Below are 16506 nucleotides of genomic sequence, written 5' to 3' on the forward strand. Positions count from 1 at the left end.
CGCACTTTTCCTGGAATTGCTTTTGGGAGGAACACATGAGCGACTGGATCGAGGCCTGCGCCGCCGGCGACATCGACGAAGAAGATGTGATGCGCTTCGACCATGGCGGCCGCACCTTCGCCATCTATCGCAGCCCTGACGACGATTATTTCGCCACCGATGGCCTGTGCACGCACGAAAAGGTGCATCTGGCCGACGGGCTGGTGATGGATGACATCATCGAGTGCCCCAAGCACAATGGCCGCTTCAATTACAAGACGGGGGCGGCACGCGGCGCGCCGGTTTGCGTCAATCTCGCCACCTATCCGGTAAAGGTCGAGGCCGGCAAAGTGCTGATCCAGATCGGGTAGGACCATGCACGCGGGAATGGTCATCATTGGCGCCGGCGAGTGCGGCGGGCGGGCAGCCCTTGCTCTGCGCGAACTGGGCTATGACGGGCCGGTGACGCTGGTGGGTGACGAACCCCATCTGCCCTATGAGCGGCCGCCCCTGTCCAAGGACGCAATGACGAGCGACGCGGCCGAGATCAAGACGATCGCCAGCGACGAAATTCTGGCCGAGAAATCGATCCGGCATATCCATTCCGTTCAAGCGGTGGCGATCGACCGCCCGGCGCATATGGTGCGGCTGTCGGACGGTTCGGCCCTGCCCTACGACAAGCTGCTGCTGGCGACCGGCTCGACACCGCGCAAGCTGCCGATGCCGGGATTGGGGTCGCGCTGCGTCTACCTCCGCACCTTTGCCGACGCGCTGGCCATTCGCGCCCACCTCAGCCCGGCAAACCGCATCGCCATCATTGGTGGTGGCTTTATCGGCCTGGAGCTCGCCGCTTCGGCGCGCAAGCTCGGGGCCAGCGTCACGGTCATTGAGGCGCAGCCGCGCATCCTCCTGCGCGGGGTGCCGGCGGAGATCGCTGAAATCATCCATCAGGCGCATGAGGCCGAAGGCGTGACCGTGCTCACCGGTCAGGGCATCGCTGATATCGCCGACGACGGCGCTGAGGTGCACATCATGCTCGCCGATGGGCAGGACATCGTCGCCGATCTCGCCGTCATCGGCATCGGCGCCGTGCCGGTGACCGGGCTTGCCGCGGAAGCGGGCCTGACCGTCGATAACGGCATCGCCGTCAATGGCGAACTCCAAACAATCGATCCCGACATCTTCGCCGCCGGCGATTGCTGCTCGTTTCCGCTCGCTGTCTATGCTGGCCGGCGGGTGCGGCTGGAAGCCTGGCGCAATGCGCAGGAACAGGGTGCGCTGGCCGCGAAGAACATGCTGGGCGCCCGCGAAGCGCATGCCGCGGTGCCATGGTTCTGGTCGGATCAGTATGGTTTGTCGCTGCAGGTCGCCGGCCTTTCGGACGAGGGCAAAAGCACGGTCCGCCGCGATCTCGGCGACGGTGCTTTTATTCTGTTTCATCTGGCCGAGGATGGCAGGCTGGTGGCGGCGAGCGGCCTCGGTACGGGCAATGCCGTGGCGCGCGACATCAGGCTGGCCGAGATGCTGATCGCCAAGCGGGCTAGGCCGGCGCCGGAGGCGTTGGGGTCGCCGGATGTGAAGCTGAAGTCGTTGCTGGCAGCGTGAAGGACTGACTTACCCTCCCCTTGTGGGGAGGGTCGCTGCGAAGCAGCGGGGCGGGGGTGCGGCACCGGNGCCCCCCACCCGGACCTGCGGTCCGACCTCCCCACAAAGGGGGAGGTAGACGGCTGAGCTAAGCCCGCTAAAACAGCGCCTTCAGCTCGTCCAGCTTGTCGTTGACCAGCCAGCCGTAATAATTCTCCTCGGGCAGTTTGACCGCCTCACCCGCCGCGCGGCGCTTGTCGTTCTCGGCCTTCAGCGCATAGGCGCGCTGCTCGGGATTGCCGACATTGTAGAGCGTGGCGGTCAGCCCCGGATTGCCTGAGATGTCGAAGCCGGCAATGTTTTTGTAGGCGTCGATCGACTTCCTGATCGTCGCTGCGACGTAGGGCAATGTCAGGTCCGGATCCATGATGGTCTTGTAGACCCCATTGGGATCGCCGACATCGAGCTCGGGCAGCCCCGACACCTTGTGCACGAGATCGCTCATCTGCAGCGCGGTCAGCGGGTTGAGCTGGCCGAGGCCAAAGGTCTGGCCGGCATAGTAGGGCTGGAAGAAGGTTGCGCCGAAGCGGTCGTTGGGAAAGCTTGTGCCGCCGACGGTCTTGCCGCGGAAGGAGCGGTTCCACGCCTGCTCGCGGCATTCCCACAGGTCGTAGCTGTCCGACATCGTGCACTTCTTGAATTCCGGCCGCTGCACGAAATCGGTGATGTCCTCTCCGTCATAGGCGAAGGACAGCTTGCTGGAGAGGTAGGAAATCGCCTTGACGTAGTAGGTCTGCAGCCGGTCGTAGGCGTCGACATTGTAGGTGTGCTCGCCGACGATGGCGCCGACGATGTGCAAAGGATTGATGCCGTAGGCAGCGGCGGCCTTCCTGATCTTGGCGCGCAGTTCGGCGTCGTTCTGAAGCAAGGCGTAGACCTTGCGGTATTTGGCCTGGAAGGTGGTGTTGGTGGCCTGGGTGCGGCGGCTGGAGGCGCCCGGTATGTCAGGTTGCACGGCATTGCGGTTGCCCGCCGGCACCAGTGTCGCCGCGTCGGCCGCGAACAGCGTCGCCGCCAGCGTCAAGCCGAGAATGACAAGGATCAGTTTTTTCATGCGCCGCCGCCCAAGCAATTCCAGGAAAAGTGTGAAACGGTTTTCCGTCCGGAATTGCGTCTAGAGAATTGCCGCGCAAACTAGGGAGTGCTCCCGGTTGAGTCGAGAGCGCCCTTGCACCCGGCAAGACGAAAGGTGGCCCGATGATACCATCCGGCCACACATCAAGCTGTTAGCCGGATTGTTGCCTAAGCATCGGCCCAAAGATCGAAACCGATTTTTGGAAAGTCCGATGCATCGATTCAATACTGCTAGAGCGACCTTTGCGTGTCCAAAAGACGCGCGGCGCCCTAATACCGGCGCCGGATGAACCGGCGCCCTCGTTTAAAGGATGAATCGCGACAAATCTGTGTTTCGCGAGAGGTCGCCGACATGCTTTTCCACATAGGCGGCATCGATGGCGACGCTGGTGCCGTTGCGGTCCGGCGCGTCGTAGGAGATCTCGTCCAACACACGCTCCATCACCGTCTGCAGGCGTCTCGCTCCGATGTTTTCGACGCTGGCGTTGAGGTCGACGGCAATGCCGGCCAGCGAATCGATGGCGTCGTCGGTGAAGGTGAGATCGACGCCTTCGGTCTTCATCAGTGCGATATACTGCTTGATCAGGCTTGCCTCGGTCTCGGTGAGGATGCGAATGAAATCGTCCTTCTCCAGCGCCCGCAACTCGACACGGATCGGCAGGCGGCCCTGCAATTCCGGCAACAGGTCGGAGGGCTTGGAGACATGGAATGCGCCCGAGGCGATGAACAGTATGTGGTCGGTCTTCAACGGTCCGTATTTGGTCGCAACCGTCGTGCCTTCGATCAGCGGCAGCAGGTCGCGCTGCACGCCTTCGCGCGAGACGCCGGCGCCCATGCCACCTTCGCGCGAGGCGATCTTGTCGATCTCGTCGAGGAAGACGATGCCGTCATTTTCGGTCGCATCCAGCGCCCGGCGCACGACTTCGTCCTGGTCGAGCAGCTTGTCGGACTCGTCGTTGACCAGCAGCGCGTAGGATTCCTTGACCGTCGTCTTGCGCGCCTTGGTCTTCTTGCCACCCATCGCCTTCGACAGCATGTCGTTGATGTTGAGCACGCCGATATTAGCGCCCGGCATGCCGGGGATCTCGAAGCCGGGCATGCCGCCGGTGCCGGTGTCGGCAACCTCGATCTCGATCTCCTTGTCGTCGAGCTCGCCGTCGCGCAGCTTCTTGCGGAAGGAATCGCGGGTTGCCGGGCTCGCCGTCTTGCCGACCAGGGCTTCCAGCACGCGCTCCTCGGCGTTGAGGTGCGCGCGCGCCTTCACGTCCTCGCGCATCTTCTCGCGCACCAGGCCGATGGCGATCTCGACCAGGTCGCGGATGATCTGCTCGACATCGCGGCCGACATAGCCGACCTCGGTGAACTTGGTGGCCTCGACCTTGACGAAAGGCGCGCCGGCGAGCCGCGCCAGGCGGCGCGAGATCTCGGTCTTGCCGACGCCGGTCGGGCCGATCATCAGGATGTTCTTCGGCATCACCTCTTCGCGCATCTGGCCTTCCAGCTGCTGGCGGCGCCAGCGATTGCGCAAGGCGATGGCCACGGCGCGCTTGGCGTCCTTCTGGCCGATGATGAAGCGGTCGAGTTCCGAAACGATTTCACGGGGAGAGAAGGTGGTCATATCACTAAATTCCACTTTGCCACTGCTTGATGGACTCGAACGGATGCAGCAGCATGATCACGTTGAGCGTCAGATTGTCCCGGATTAGGTAGCCGACACCCAGTTCGAAGATGAGGGCGAGGCCGACGATGCTCCATATAGGTAGCTTTCGCGCCATCACAAATCCCAGCATCATGGCCAGCGTGTCGGACACCGAATTGATGATGCTATCGCCATAGTAATCCAGCGAGATGGTGCCGGCGCGGTAGCGCTCGATGATGAACGGGCTGTTTTCCAGGAGTTCCCAGCCGCCCTCGATGACGACGGCGAATGCCAGGCGCAGACCGATTGGCGAGCGCGGGAACAGGAACCAGGCCAAGGCGTAGAACAGGAAGCCGTGGATGATGTGCGAGAACGTGTACCAGTCGGAAATATGCTGGGAATTCTCCGAACTGTTCACCACACCGTGCCAGAGTTTGACATAACCGCAGGTGCAGATCGGCGTGCGGCCCATGCCGTAAAGCGCGCCGGCCTGGAAGATGAGCAGAGCGAGCACGAGCAGAAGCCCCATCCGCCAGCTGTCTTCATAGGCCGAGTAATTTTTGGCAGTGCCCGGTGTCGCCATCAACTCATTCCCCTTCTTCCGCGTCGCTCTCTTCGGCATCGACGGCCATCAGCACGACGTCCCCATATCTAGAGTGTCTGCGATCGATAGCCCTGAAGCCCGCTTTTTCATAGGCGCGGATGGCGCGGCCATTGTCGGGATGCGGATCGATGATGACGCGTGGCGCGCCTTCCTCGAACAGTTGCTCGACGAATTGCCTGACGATCGCCGAGCCATGACCTCTGCCGACCAGGTCCGGCACGCCGATCGACAGGTCGATGCCGAGCGTGCCAAACGGCTGGTCGGCATAGGGATGGCCGTCTTCCAGATGCGGATCGTAGCTCTGCAGATAGGCAATCGGCCTGCCGTCGAGCTCGACGATCAGCGGCTCTACAGAAATAGAGTCAATGTGCTCCCGGATTTCGGCGATTTCCGTCTCCGGATCGTCCCACCATTCGGCGACATGCGGCTCGGCCAGCCAGCCGGCGATCATCGGCAGGTCTTTTTCGGTAACCGGTCGAAAATCATAGAGCACCGGCGGGTTAGCCGGCATCGAGCGTTTCGACAACAAAGTTGTTGTTGGTGTAGACGCAAATGTCGGAGGCGATCTGCATCGCCTTGCGGGCGATCTCCTCGGCATCCTTGTCGCTGTCCATCAGCGCGCGGGCAGCGGCCAGCGCATAATTGCCGCCGGAACCGATGGCCATGACGCCGAATTCGGGCTCCAGCACGTCGCCGGTGCCGGTGAGCGCCAGCGAAACCGACTTGTCGGCCACCAGCATCATCGCTTCCAGCCGGCGCAGAGAACGGTCGGTGCGCCAGTCCTTGGCGAGCTCGACGCAGGCGCGCGTCAACTGGTCGGGATATTGTTCGAGCTTGGCTTCGAGCCGCTCCAGAAGGGTGAAAGCATCCGCCGTGGCGCCGGCGAAGCCCGCAATGACATTGCCGCCTTTGCCGATGCGGCGCACCTTTTTGGCGTTGCCTTTCATGATGGTCTGGCCAAGGCTGACCTGGCCGTCGCCGGCGATCACCACCTTGTTGCCCTTGCGCACCGTCACGATGGTCGTGGCGTGCATGCTCAGTTCATTGGACATTTTTAGCTCCGATTCGCGCGATCCCGATAAGGCGATTGGCGCGCGGTACGAGTGATTTCGATCGGCCATATGTATGCATGGGGCGGGTGATTGCAAACGGCGTACGCCATGGCCGGTGGCTGTCCGCATCGCAACTGGCAATCGCCGGATCATGCTGCTAGAAGGCTTTCGTTTTCAAGCAAATGACAGCTTGGAACCCCGTCTTGAGTTTCGAACCCCTCAGCCAAGGACAAGGTCATGGCGTCCCGTTCCGCCGAAGTCAGCCGCAAGACCAAGGAAACCGAGATCAGCGTCTCGGTCCATGTCGACGGCACCGGAAAATCCGACATGTCGAGCGGCGTCGGCTTCTTCGACCACATGCTGGACCAGCTGTCGCGCCACTCGCTGATCGACATCACGGTGAAGGCCAAGGGCGACCTGCACATTGACGACCACCACACGGTCGAGGACACCGGCATTGCGATCGGCCAGGCGCTGGCCAAGGCGCTGGGCGAGCGGCGCGGCATCATGCGCTACGCCTCTGTCGACCTTGCCATGGACGAGACGCTGACGCGGGCCGCGATCGACGTGTCGGGCCGTCCGTTCCTGGTCTGGAATGTCGCCTTCTCGTCGCCCAAGATCGGCACGTTCGACACCGAACTGGTGCGTGAATTCTTCCAGGCGCTGGCGCAGAATGCCGGCATCACGCTGCATGTCACCAACCATTATGGCGCCAACAATCACCATATTGCCGAGACCTGCTTCAAGGCGGTGGCGCGCGCGCTGCGTTTCGCACTGGAGCGCGACCCGCGCCAGCCGGAAGCGGTTCCCTCCACCAAGGGATCTCTGAAAGGGTAGGCTGATGGCCATCTATGTCGTGATGGAACCGCCAGGCCGCACCGAGGCGGCCGACGCAACCATTTTTGTCCGCGACGGTTTTTCCTGGCTGGCTTTCCTGGTGGCGCCGCTGTGGCTCGCCTGGCACCGGCTTTGGATCGAGGCCGCGCTCGCCTTCGTCGCCATGGGGCTCATCTCGGTGCTCGGCCAATGGCTGGGACTGGACTGGGCCGGCTCCGCACTGTCTTTACTGGTCTCGCTCTATATCGGGCTGGAAGGCCAAGGGTTGCGGCTCGCAGCCCTTCGCCGCCGCGGCTGGCATGAATGGGGCGTCATCGAAGCCGACAATCCTGATGATGCCGACATTCGCCAGACGCTGGATGCCGAGGCGTTTGCCGATGAGCCGGCGCCGCTGCCGCGCATCGTGCCGGACGCCAGCCTTGCCCGACCGGCTCAGATCGGGCTGACGCTGGGCCTGAGCCATACGCCGGGAAAAGCCTGAGATGCGGGTTGCCATCATCGATTACGGGTCGGGCAATCTGCGCTCGGCCACCAAGGCCTTCGAGCGCGCCGCGCATGAAGCCGGCATTGCCGCTGCCATCGAGCTGACCGCCGATGCCGAGCGTGTGCGCAGCGCCGACCGCATCGTTTTGCCCGGCGTCGGCGCCTATGCCGATTGCGCGGCGGGCCTGCGCGGCGTCGCCGGCATGTGGGAAGCGGTGGAAGAGGTAGCGATCGCCAAGGCGCGGCCGTTCCTCGGCATCTGCGTCGGCATGCAGCTGATGTCGGAGCGCGGCCTGGAAAAGACCGTGACCAAGGGCTTCGGCTGGATTGCCGGCGACGTCGAGGAGATCACGCCCGCCGATCCGGCACTGAAGATCCCGCAAATCGGCTGGAACACCATCGATCTGGAGCGCAAGCACCCGCTGTTTTCGGGTATTGCGACCGGGCCTAAGGGTCTGCACGCCTATTTCGTTCATTCCTACCATCTCGACGCGACAAGGCCGGACGAAGTGCTGGCCGTCGCCGATTATGGCGGCCCGGTAACGGCGGCGGTCGCGCGCGGTAACCTTGCCGGCACGCAATTCCATCCGGAAAAGAGCCAGGCGCTCGGCCTGGCACTGATCACCAACTTCCTGCGCTGGAGGCCTTGAGATGAGCAAGAAGGGCTACTGGATGGCGATGGTCGATGTGACCGATCCGGAAAACTATCCGAAATACATCGCCGCCAACAAAGCGGCGTTCGACAAATACGGCGCGAAATTCCTGACGCGAGGCGGTCAGTCGTCAAGCCCGGAAGGGCCATCCGGCAATCGCCATGTGATCGTCGAATTCGAAAGCTACGAGGTCGCGCTGGCTTGCTTCCATTCCCCCGAATACCAGGCAGCGCTGAAATTCCGGCGCGCTTATTCGACCTCGCATTTCGCCATTGTGGAAGGGGTCTGAACGGTGATCCTGTTTCCGGCCATCGACCTCAAGGACGGCAAGTGCGTGCGGCTGAAGCACGGCGATATGGCGACCGCGACCATCTACAATGACGACCCTGCGGCCCAGGCCAAGGCCTTCGAAGAGCAAGGGTTTGAATGGCTGCATGTCGTCGACCTCAACGGCGCCTTCAAGGGCCAGAGCGTCAACAGCGCGGCGGTCGGCGCCATCCTCAAGGCGACGAAAAACCCGGTGCAGCTCGGCGGCGGCATCCGCACGCTGGCGCAGATCGAGGACTGGCTCGACCGCGGGCTGGCCCGCGTCATCCTCGGCACGGTGGCGGTGCGCGATCCCGACCTGGTCCGGGAAGCCTGCAAGGAATTTCCTGGAAAGATCGCCGTGGGCATCGACGCCAAGGGCGGCAAGGTGGCGGTCGAAGGCTGGGCCGAGGCCTCCAGCCTCGGCGTCATCGAACTGGCGCGGAAATTCGAAGGCGCCGGCGTTGCCGCCATCATCTACACCGACATCGACCGCGACGGCGTTCTGACCGGCATCAACTGGGACGCCACGATCGATCTCGCCGACGCGGTGTCGATCCCGGTCATCGCCTCGGGCGGGCTGGCCTCGATCGCCGACATCGTGCGCATGACCATGCCCGACGCAAAGAAACTCGAAGGCGCCATCTCCGGTCGCGCGCTCTATGACGGGCGCATCGACCCGGCCGAGGCGCTTGCGGTGCTGCAGGGCAAGGCGATGGAGACCCGGCCGTGAAAATCTCCATCATCCTGGCCTCCTATGACAGCGGCCACTATCACGGCGGCATGGGCCGAGGCCCGGATGCACTCATCGCCGGCGGGCTTGTCGACGCGCTGACGCTCTCCGGGCATGACGTCGTCGTCACCGATATCGGCAGGGTTGGCGACGAACAGCAGCGCGAGATCGCCACCGGCTTTGCCGTGTGCGGTGCCCTCTCCGGCGAGGTCCGCATCGCCATAGACCGCGGCCGGTTTCCCATCGTGCTGGCGGGCAATTGCCTGACATCGGCCGGTGCGGTTGCCGGCGAGGATGCCGATGCGATCATCTGGGCCGACCAGCATGGCGATCTCAACACCCCGGAGACGTCCATCTTCGGCTTTCTCGATGGCATGGCGCTGGCCACGGTTCTCGGCCTGTGCTGGAAGCCGATGGCCTCGGCCATCCCCGGCTTCAGGCCGATCGATCCGGCGCGCTGCGTGCTGGTCAACGCACGCGATCTCGATCCGGCCGAAACGGAGCTGTTGAAGACGTTGCCGGTCATCCGCACCGAATGCCCGGACTGGGCCACGGCGTGCGGCAGGCTGAAGGCGCCGGATGCGAAGCGGGTGCACCTGCATCTCGATCTCGACGTGCACGACCCCGGGGCGCTGCAGGCCAACCGTTACACCACGCCCGGCGGCCCGGAGCCGAAACAGCTGCGCCAGGCTGTCTGCGGCATGGCCGGCCTGCTGCCGATTTCCGGCATCACCATTTCCGCCTACGATCCGGCGTTCGATGCGCAGGCCGAGGTTCCGCCGCTGGTCGGCGAACTGCTCAGCGAGTTGCTGGCGACGATGGAGAAGGGCTGATGCTGAAGGCCCGAGTCATCCCTTGCCTCGACGTCAAGAACGGCCGCGTCGTCAAGGGCGTCAATTTCGTCGACCTCATCGATGCCGGTGATCCGGTCGAGGCGGCCAAAGCCTATGACGCGGCCGGCGCTGACGAGCTTTGCTTTCTCGATATCACCGCGTCGTCCGACAACCGTGAAACCATCTTCGACGTCGTCGCCCGCACCGCCGAACAATGCTTCATGCCGCTGACCGTCGGCGGCGGCGTGCGCCAGGTGGCCGATATTCGCAAACTGTTGCTGGCCGGCGCCGACAAGGTGTCGATCAACACTGCGGCGGTGAAGAACCCCGATTTCGTCGCGGAAGCCGCCGACAAGTTCGGCAACCAGTGCATTGTCGTCGCCATCGACGCCAAGAAGGTGTCGGCACCCAATGAAGCCGACCGCTGGGAGATCTTCACCCATGGCGGCCGTGAAAAGACCGGCATCGATGCGGTCGAGTTTGCGCGAAAAATGGTCGATCGCGGCGCCGGCGAGATTCTTTTGACCTCGATGGACCGTGACGGCACCAAGGCCGGTTACGACATTGCGCTGACCCGCGCGATAGCGGATGCGGTGCGCGCGCCGGTGATCGCGTCGGGCGGCGTCGGCACGCTCGATCATCTGGTCGAGGGCATTCGCGACGGCCATGCCGGCGCCGTGCTCGCCGCCTCGATCTTCCATTTCGGCACTTACACGATTACGGAAGCCAAGGCGCATATGGCCGAGGCCGGGCTGCGGATGCGGCTGGACTATCCGGTTCAATCCACTCCACAAAGGCTGTAGGCTGCGCCATGGCTGAATTTTCGCTGTCCGATCTGGAAACGATCATTGGCGAACGCGCCCGTTCCGGGGACCCGGACTCGTGGACGGCAAAACTGTTCGCCAAAGGCATCGACAAGGCGGCGCAGAAGCTTGGTGAAGAGGCAGTCGAGACCGTCATTGCCGCCGTCAAGGGCGACGAGAAAGCCCTCGTTTCCGAAAGTGCCGATCTCATATATCATTGGCTCGTCGTGCTTGGCATGGCCGGCGTTTCGCTGGGCGAGGTGCTGAAGGAGCTTGAGGGCCGCACCGGCCGTTCGGGCGTCACTGAAAAGGCATCCCGGCCGAAAGGCTGACCGCTAGAGCCGGATGATTTCGGGCCGAGGCCTTAAATCTGAATCCGTCTCTCAATTGATAGAGGGAGCATGATGTCGCTCGAAAACCGCTTCACACTTTTCGGCCTCATGCTCTAGAGGGCAGGAAACTCGATGGACCAGCTCGCTCCGACCGAGAAATATTCCCCCTATCGTTTCTTCTCGGCCGAGCAATGGTCGAACTTCCGCGCCGACACGCCGATGACGCTGGGCGAAGACGAGATCAACCGTCTGCGCTCGTTGAACGATCCGGTCGACCTGGAAGAAGTCAAGCGCATCTATCTGTCGCTCTCGCGGCTGCTTTCGGCGCATGTCGAGGCCAGCCAGCTGCTGTTTCGCCAGCGCCAGGCCTTCTTCAACGCGCTGGATGTGGTCAAGACACCGTTCATCATCGGCATTGCCGGTTCGGTTGCGGTCGGCAAATCGACCACGGCGCGCGTGCTGAAGGAGCTTCTGGCGCGCTGGCCGTCGAGCCCCAAGGTCGATCTCATCACCACCGACGGGTTCCTGCTGCCCAACAAGGTGTTGCGACGCGACAATCTGATGGAGCGCAAGGGCTTTCCCGACAGCTACGATGTCGGTGCGCTGCTGCGTTTCCTCTCGGGCATCAAGTCGGCGCAGCGCAATGTCCGCGCGCCCGTCTATTCGCATTTGACCTATGACGTCATTCCCGGCGAGTTCGTCACCATCGACCGGCCCGACATTCTGATCTTCGAAGGCATCAACGTTCTGCAACCCGGCAAATTGCCGAAGGACGGCAAGATCGTGCCGTTCCTGTCGGATTTCTTCGATTTCGCCATTTATATAGATGCCGACGAGAAGCTGATCCACCAATGGTACATCGCCCGCTTCATGCGCCTGCGCGAGACGGCGTTCCGCAATCCGGACTCCTTCTTCCACCGCTATTCGCAACTTTCGGAAGACGCCGCGCGCGCCATTGCGGAAGGCTTGTGGGCCAACATCAACCTGAAAAACCTGCGCGAGAACATCGTGCCGACACGGGCGCGGGCCGACCTCATCCTGCGCAAGGGCGCCAATCATCTGGTCGAGGAAGTGGCGCTCAGGAAACTGTGACGGCCGCCTCCGAGCGGCTGCCGCCAGCCGCCGATTGCCGGGCCGGGCCTGGCATCAGGATTTCGCCGTCGGGTACCAGCTTGCGGACGGCCGCACATAGGGCGATCGTGAGCGCGACCGCCGCATAACCATCGATCGCATAGTGCCAACCAAGATAGACCGAACTCGCGACTATGAAGGCGACATACAGAAATGCGATGGCGCCCAACCGCTGGTCGTACTCCCAGGTATACACCGCATTCAGGGTGATCAAGGCGACATGAACGCTTGGAAATGCCGATATTCCCGACGCGAGTCCAGTCACACCCTCGGTCTGGAGCGTCCACAGATACTGCTGGTACACGGCGGCGGAACTCGGCGACGGGCTTTGCGCAAGAAACGAAAGCTGTTCACCGAAGCGTGGCACATCGCCGGTGACATAGCCGTAGAACGCCGGTCCGGCCGACATGAACAGCCCGGCCAGGATGTTTCCGACGACCACCCACACCACCATGAAGGACAGCACATAGCGTCTCTTCAGATGCGTGGTGCGTGGTGACGTGACCATGAAAAACAGCATGCTGTAGCAAATGATGAACCACAGCATGTCGTAGTTCCATCCGACGGATTCCCGTACCCAGTCATGCTTGCCGATAACGTAGAGCCATCGCCACGGATCAGTGCCGAAATGCAGATAGGCATCGATATCCGCCAAGGCGCGATCATAGGGGAAACCTTGCCACAGGACGGACATGCCGTTCTTGACCGAGGTGAAGGTGCTTTGGAAAATCATGATGCCCATCAACAGACATATGCCGGAAAAGAGAACCGCCATCCGCTCGGCTGAGAACATCTTGCCCGCAGCAAATTTCCGCCGACGCTCAAATCGATGCAAAAGCCAGCCGGTTTCCAGGAGAAGCGATACCGCCGGCAGCACGAAACCGAAAACCATAAGCCATATCGGCACGTAGGTCTGGTATGCGGTGCGATGGAGCGCGCCGACCCAAGCCAGAAACCCCAGCCCCGTTGCAGTGTAGATGCCAATGAACAGGTAGAGCGATGCATCCGAGCGGGCGATCGAAACCGTGCGCCATGCGGCATTTCGAATGTAGCGCCAAATCACTTCGGATTCGATTTCGAGCATGGTATCCACACCGGGAATGATGACGTTTTGGCGCAGACTAGCGGCCGAAACCTTAAATTCCGTTAGGGACTTTTCATTCGCAAGGTCAGTGGTTCAGTAAGTGCAAGAATGCACTCTCACCTCTTCAAGGCAAGGTCACCCGCCGCAGCGTCAGATTGATCCTGCCGCCATTTTTCAGCAGCGCCGAGGTCGACGGATAGATTCGGTCGACGCCGTGGAAGCAGAGCCGGCCTTCGCCGCCGAGCACGACGACGTCGCCGCTTTTCAGGCGGAACGATTTGGTACCGCCGTCGCGTGTGGCCCCCCTGCCCGTCACTTGGCCGACCCGGAACAGGCAATCGTCGCCAAGTGACACCGAGACCACTGGGGCCGAGAAATCGGCTTCGTCGCGATCCTGGTGCAGACCCATTTTGGCGTCCTGCGTATAGAAATTGACCAGGCAGGCCTCCGGCGGATTCGGATAGGCGGCGACCTCCCGCCACAATTGCAGCAGCGCGTCCGGGATCGGCGGCCATGGCTCTCCGGTGAGTGGGTGCGTTGGCTGGTAGCGATAGCCCAGCTCCTTGTCGGTGACCCAGCCCAGCGTGCCGCAATTGGTCATGCGCACGCTCATCTCCTTGCCGGTCCGCGGCATCGCCGGCACGTACAGCGGCGCCCGCTGTACTATGGTCCTCACCTCTTCGACCAGCGCTTCCTGCGCCGCGCGGGACAGATAACCAGGCATGTGGCGGACGCCTTTGGGCAGAACGAGCATGACTTCGCCTCCGGTTGATACTGAAACCATGCCACCGCCAATCAGAAACGGCGACCCGAAAGCCACCGTTGTCGGCCTCCCTTGCTGTGGCAATGGTGAAACCTTGCGGCTGCGGCAGGGGAGGCCGCTTTATGCACGCAGTCGGCGCGGTCCTTAGTCGTTCTCTACCCGGCCGCGCAGCTTTTTGATCGTGCCGCGCCCTGCCTTGCTTTGCAGCCGCCGCTCTACCGAGCCTTTCGACGGCCTGGTCTTCTTGCGCGGCGGCGGCGGCGGTTCCGCGGCCTTGGCGACCAGCGCCGTCAGCCTTGCCCGGGCATCGGCCCGGTTCTGCTCCTGGGTGCGGAAGCGGCCGGCCTCGATGACGATGACGCCGTCCTTAGTGGCGCGCTGGCCGGCGAGCTTGATCGTGCGCGCGCGCACGCGTTCGGACAGGCCAGCCGCATTGGCGGCGTCGAAGCGCAACTGGACCGCGGTCGCCACCTTGTTGACGTTCTGGCCGCCGGGACCCGACGAACGGATGAAATCCTCGTGCAGGTCGCCCGGATGGATTACGGCTTCGTCTGATATGATGATGTCGTCGATCGGCATGCCGCAGTCATGGCGCGGCGGACCAAAAAAGAAAAGGCCCGATCGAGACCGCGCCTTTCAAGGATGCTTCGGTGAAGACGCCTCGACTATTCCGCAGCTTCCTGCAGGCGGGGTGCTGCGCCGAGCACGACGGCATCGACATGGCTCTCGAATTTCTCGAAGTTGACGGCGAACATGCCGACCAATCGCGCTGCCTGCCGGTCATAGGCTGCCTTGTCGGCCCAGGTCGAACGCGGGTCGAGAATGGCGCTGTCGACGCCAGGCACAGCAACCGGCACCTCGAAGCCGAAATTGGCGTCGGTGCGGAAACCGGACGCCTTCAGCGAACCGTCAAGCGCTGCGGCCAGCAAGGCGCGCGTCGCCTTGATCGGCATGCGCTTGCCGGTGCCGTAGGCGCCGCCGGTCCAGCCGGTGTTGACCAGCCAGCAATCGGCGCCGTGGCGGGCGATCAGCTCGCGCAGCAGATTGCCGTATTCCTTGGGGTGGCGCGGCATGAACGGGGCGCCGAAGCAGGTCGAGAACGTCGCTTCCGGCTCGGTAACGCCCTTCTCGGTGCCGGCCACCTTGGCGGTGTAGCCGGAGAGGAAGTGGTACATCGCCTGCGCCGGGGTCAGCCGTGCGATCGGCGGCATGATGCCGAAGGCATCGGCGGTCAGCATGATGATGTTTTTCGGGTGGCTGGCCCGTCCGCTCTTCGAGGCATTGGGGATGAAATCCAGCGGATAGGCGCAGCGCGTGTTTTCGGTGAGCCGGCCGTCGTTGAAGTCCGGCACGCGGTCGGCGTTGAGCACAACATTTTCCAGCACCGTGCCGAAACGCTGCGTGGTGGCGAAAATCTCCGGCTCGGCCTCGGCCGACAGCCGGATCGTCTTGGCGTAGCAGCCGCCTTCGAAGTTGAAGATGCCGTGCGGTCCCCAGCCGTGCTCGTCGTCGCCGATGAGCGTACGTGACGGATCGGCCGACAGCGTCGTCTTGCCCGTCCCGGAAAGCCCGAAGAAGATCGCTGCGTCGCCGCCCGGGCCCTCATTGGCCGAGCAGTGCATCGGCATGACGCCCTTTTCCGGCAGCAGATAGTTGAGCATGGTGAACACCGATTTCTTCATCTCGCCGGCATAGGAAGTGCCGCCGATCAGCACGATCTTGCGGGTGAGATCGACCGCAATCACCGTTTCGGTGCGGCTGCCGTGGCGGGCCGGATCGGCGCGGAAGGACGGCAGGTCGATGATCGTCATCTCCGGCACGAAATCCTCGAGCTCGGCGGCCTGCGGGCGGATCAAAAGATTGCGGATGAACAGCGAGTGCCAGGCGAATTCGGTGATGACCCGCGTCGGCAGCTTCAGCTCGGCATCGGCGCCGCCGACGAGGTCCTGCACATAGAGATCGCTATTCGCGGCGTGGACAAGGAAATCGGCGAGCAGCATTTCGAACTGGCCCGCCGAAATCGCCTTGTTGTTGTCCCACCAGACATGGGGCTCGGTGGCGCCATCGCGGACGACAAACTTGTCCTTGGGCGAGCGGCCAGTGTGCTGGCCGGTCTCGGCAAGCAGCGCGCCGCCGGCGGTCAACCGGGCCTCGCCACGACGGATCGCTGCCTCATAAAGGGCGGCCGCACCAAAATTATAATGCACCCTGCCGGTGGTTTTCAGGCCGATACGATCGATCGCGCAAGCAGAATTGCGTTTGCCGACTTCCGACATCAAGGGTCCCTTCTTCTGGATTCGCCGCACTTTGCCGGCGCGTTTCCGGCGAGCCCGCGTTAGGGGCTGAGACGGTGAGAACCAGAAAACTCGAACGATATCAAATCATTAATCGATTTAAAAATTTTAAAAGTTGTTTAAATCGTTTATATGTGCAAAAAATCACGGTGGTTGCCCAAAGGATTGGCACACAGTGTTCGTCCAACCCGTGTAGAGGTTCCGATGGGGCCGCCGGCAAGCCGTCCGCCACAGCGGGTGGAGCCTGTGCCACATTTTGTAC

20 protein-coding genes are annotated in these 16506 nt (G+C 62.7%); 11 read left to right on the forward strand and 9 right to left on the reverse strand.

Translation table 11 applies throughout. From position 1 onward, the window contains the following. Nucleotides 1-35: 35 nt before the first annotated feature. Together X733_RS140160 and X733_RS140155 are read left to right on the forward strand one after the other, a co-directional pair. Nucleotides 36-350 (forward strand): MocE family 2Fe-2S type ferredoxin, encoded by a 315-nt coding sequence (locus X733_RS140160; RefSeq protein WP_023672328.1) that lies wholly within the window; start codon nt 36-38, stop codon nt 348-350. 4 nt (nt 351-354) lie between these two features. Further along, complete coding sequence (locus X733_RS140155; protein ID WP_031193986.1) at nt 355-1584, forward strand: FAD-dependent oxidoreductase; 1230 nt, start codon at nt 355-357, stop codon at nt 1582-1584. Nucleotides 1585-1720: 136 nt separating this feature from the next. Here the strand turns inward: X733_RS140155 and X733_RS140150 are convergent, their stop codons facing one another. The 5 genes from X733_RS140150 to hslV form a co-directional block, all read right to left on the reverse strand. Continuing rightward, nucleotides 1721-2677, reverse strand: coding sequence for a DUF1402 family protein (locus X733_RS140150; RefSeq protein WP_023819886.1), 957 nt, complete (start codon nt 2675-2677; stop codon nt 1721-1723). A gap of 324 nt (nt 2678-3001) precedes the next feature. Beyond that, a complete protein-coding gene (gene hslU, locus X733_RS140145; protein ID WP_023672325.1) occupies nt 3002-4315 on the reverse strand; it encodes an ATP-dependent protease ATPase subunit HslU in 1314 nt (437 codons plus the stop codon). A 4-nt stretch (nt 4316-4319) separates the two neighbouring features. Next, entirely contained in the window at nt 4320-4919 is a 600-nt protein-coding gene (locus X733_RS140140) for a DUF2585 domain-containing protein (RefSeq protein WP_023744925.1), read from the reverse strand. 4 nt (nt 4920-4923) lie between these two features. Next, entirely contained in the window at nt 4924-5451 is a 528-nt protein-coding gene (locus X733_RS140135; RefSeq protein ID WP_023744924.1) for a GNAT family N-acetyltransferase, read from the reverse strand. Beyond that, nucleotides 5441-5992: an ATP-dependent protease subunit HslV gene (gene hslV / locus X733_RS140130; RefSeq protein ID WP_023819887.1), complete on the reverse strand. Its 552-nt coding sequence runs from the start codon at nt 5990-5992 to the stop codon at nt 5441-5443. Before hslV ends, X733_RS140135 begins: the two co-directional genes overlap by 11 nt. A gap of 237 nt (nt 5993-6229) precedes the next feature. On the opposite strand from hslV, the gene hisB reads away from it, so the two are divergent. From hisB to coaA, 9 genes are all read left to right on the forward strand, one after another. Next, entirely contained in the window at nt 6230-6829 is a 600-nt protein-coding gene (hisB, locus tag X733_RS140125; RefSeq protein WP_023672321.1) for an imidazoleglycerol-phosphate dehydratase HisB, read from the forward strand. Between the two features lie 4 nt (nt 6830-6833). Next, nucleotides 6834-7310, forward strand: a complete 477-nt coding sequence (locus X733_RS140120) for a DUF2628 domain-containing protein (RefSeq protein WP_023714503.1) — start codon at nt 6834-6836, stop codon at nt 7308-7310. A gap of 1 nt (nt 7311) precedes the next feature. Beyond that, nucleotides 7312-7962, forward strand: a complete 651-nt coding sequence (gene hisH, locus X733_RS140115) for an imidazole glycerol phosphate synthase subunit HisH (protein WP_023687421.1) — start codon at nt 7312-7314, stop codon at nt 7960-7962. Nucleotide 7963: 1 nt separating this feature from the next. Then, nucleotides 7964-8254: a DUF1330 domain-containing protein gene (locus tag X733_RS140110; protein WP_023672318.1), complete on the forward strand. Its 291-nt coding sequence runs from the start codon at nt 7964-7966 to the stop codon at nt 8252-8254. Nucleotides 8255-8257: 3 nt separating this feature from the next. Then, nucleotides 8258-9004 carry a 1-(5-phosphoribosyl)-5-[(5-phosphoribosylamino)methylideneamino]imidazole-4-carboxamide isomerase gene (gene hisA, locus X733_RS140105; protein WP_023694622.1) on the forward strand — a complete coding sequence of 249 codons (747 nt, stop codon included), beginning with the start codon at nt 8258-8260 and terminating at the stop codon, nt 9002-9004. Then, entirely contained in the window at nt 9001-9837 is an 837-nt protein-coding gene (locus X733_RS140100; protein ID WP_023672316.1) for an arginase family protein, read from the forward strand. The genes hisA and X733_RS140100 overlap by 4 nt, the downstream gene beginning before the upstream one ends. Further along, nucleotides 9834-10640: an imidazole glycerol phosphate synthase subunit HisF gene (gene hisF, locus X733_RS140095; protein ID WP_023819888.1), complete on the forward strand. Its 807-nt coding sequence runs from the start codon at nt 9834-9836 to the stop codon at nt 10638-10640. Before X733_RS140100 ends, hisF begins: the two co-directional genes overlap by 4 nt. A gap of 8 nt (nt 10641-10648) precedes the next feature. After that, a complete protein-coding gene (locus X733_RS140090; RefSeq protein ID WP_023681408.1) occupies nt 10649-10972 on the forward strand; it encodes a phosphoribosyl-ATP diphosphatase in 324 nt (107 codons plus the stop codon). A 132-nt stretch (nt 10973-11104) separates the two neighbouring features. Beyond that, on the forward strand, nt 11105-12064 hold the full coding sequence (gene coaA / locus X733_RS140085) for a type I pantothenate kinase (RefSeq protein WP_023672313.1): 960 nt from the start codon (nt 11105-11107) through the stop codon (nt 12062-12064). Here coaA and X733_RS140080 read toward each other — a convergent pair. The 4 genes from X733_RS140080 to X733_RS140065 form a co-directional block, all read right to left on the reverse strand. Then, nucleotides 12051-13187 (reverse strand): phosphatase PAP2 family protein, encoded by a 1137-nt coding sequence (locus tag X733_RS140080; RefSeq protein ID WP_023819889.1) that lies wholly within the window; start codon nt 13185-13187, stop codon nt 12051-12053. The genes coaA and X733_RS140080 overlap by 14 nt on opposite strands. Before the next feature lie 124 nt (nt 13188-13311). Beyond that, nucleotides 13312-13941: an alpha-ketoglutarate-dependent dioxygenase AlkB gene (locus X733_RS140075; protein ID WP_023681406.1), complete on the reverse strand. Its 630-nt coding sequence runs from the start codon at nt 13939-13941 to the stop codon at nt 13312-13314. A 153-nt stretch (nt 13942-14094) separates the two neighbouring features. Continuing rightward, nucleotides 14095-14529 (reverse strand): alternative ribosome rescue aminoacyl-tRNA hydrolase ArfB, encoded by a 435-nt coding sequence (arfB, locus tag X733_RS140070; RefSeq protein ID WP_023672309.1) that lies wholly within the window; start codon nt 14527-14529, stop codon nt 14095-14097. Nucleotides 14530-14615: 86 nt separating this feature from the next. After that, nucleotides 14616-16226 carry a phosphoenolpyruvate carboxykinase gene (locus X733_RS140065; protein ID WP_023819890.1) on the reverse strand — a complete coding sequence of 537 codons (1611 nt, stop codon included), beginning with the start codon at nt 16224-16226 and terminating at the stop codon, nt 14616-14618. Between the last annotated feature and the right edge of the window lie 280 nt (nt 16227-16506).

The sequence above is a fragment of the Mesorhizobium sp. L2C066B000 genome, from assembly GCF_000502335.1.
Classification (GTDB): domain Bacteria; phylum Pseudomonadota; class Alphaproteobacteria; order Rhizobiales; family Rhizobiaceae; genus Mesorhizobium.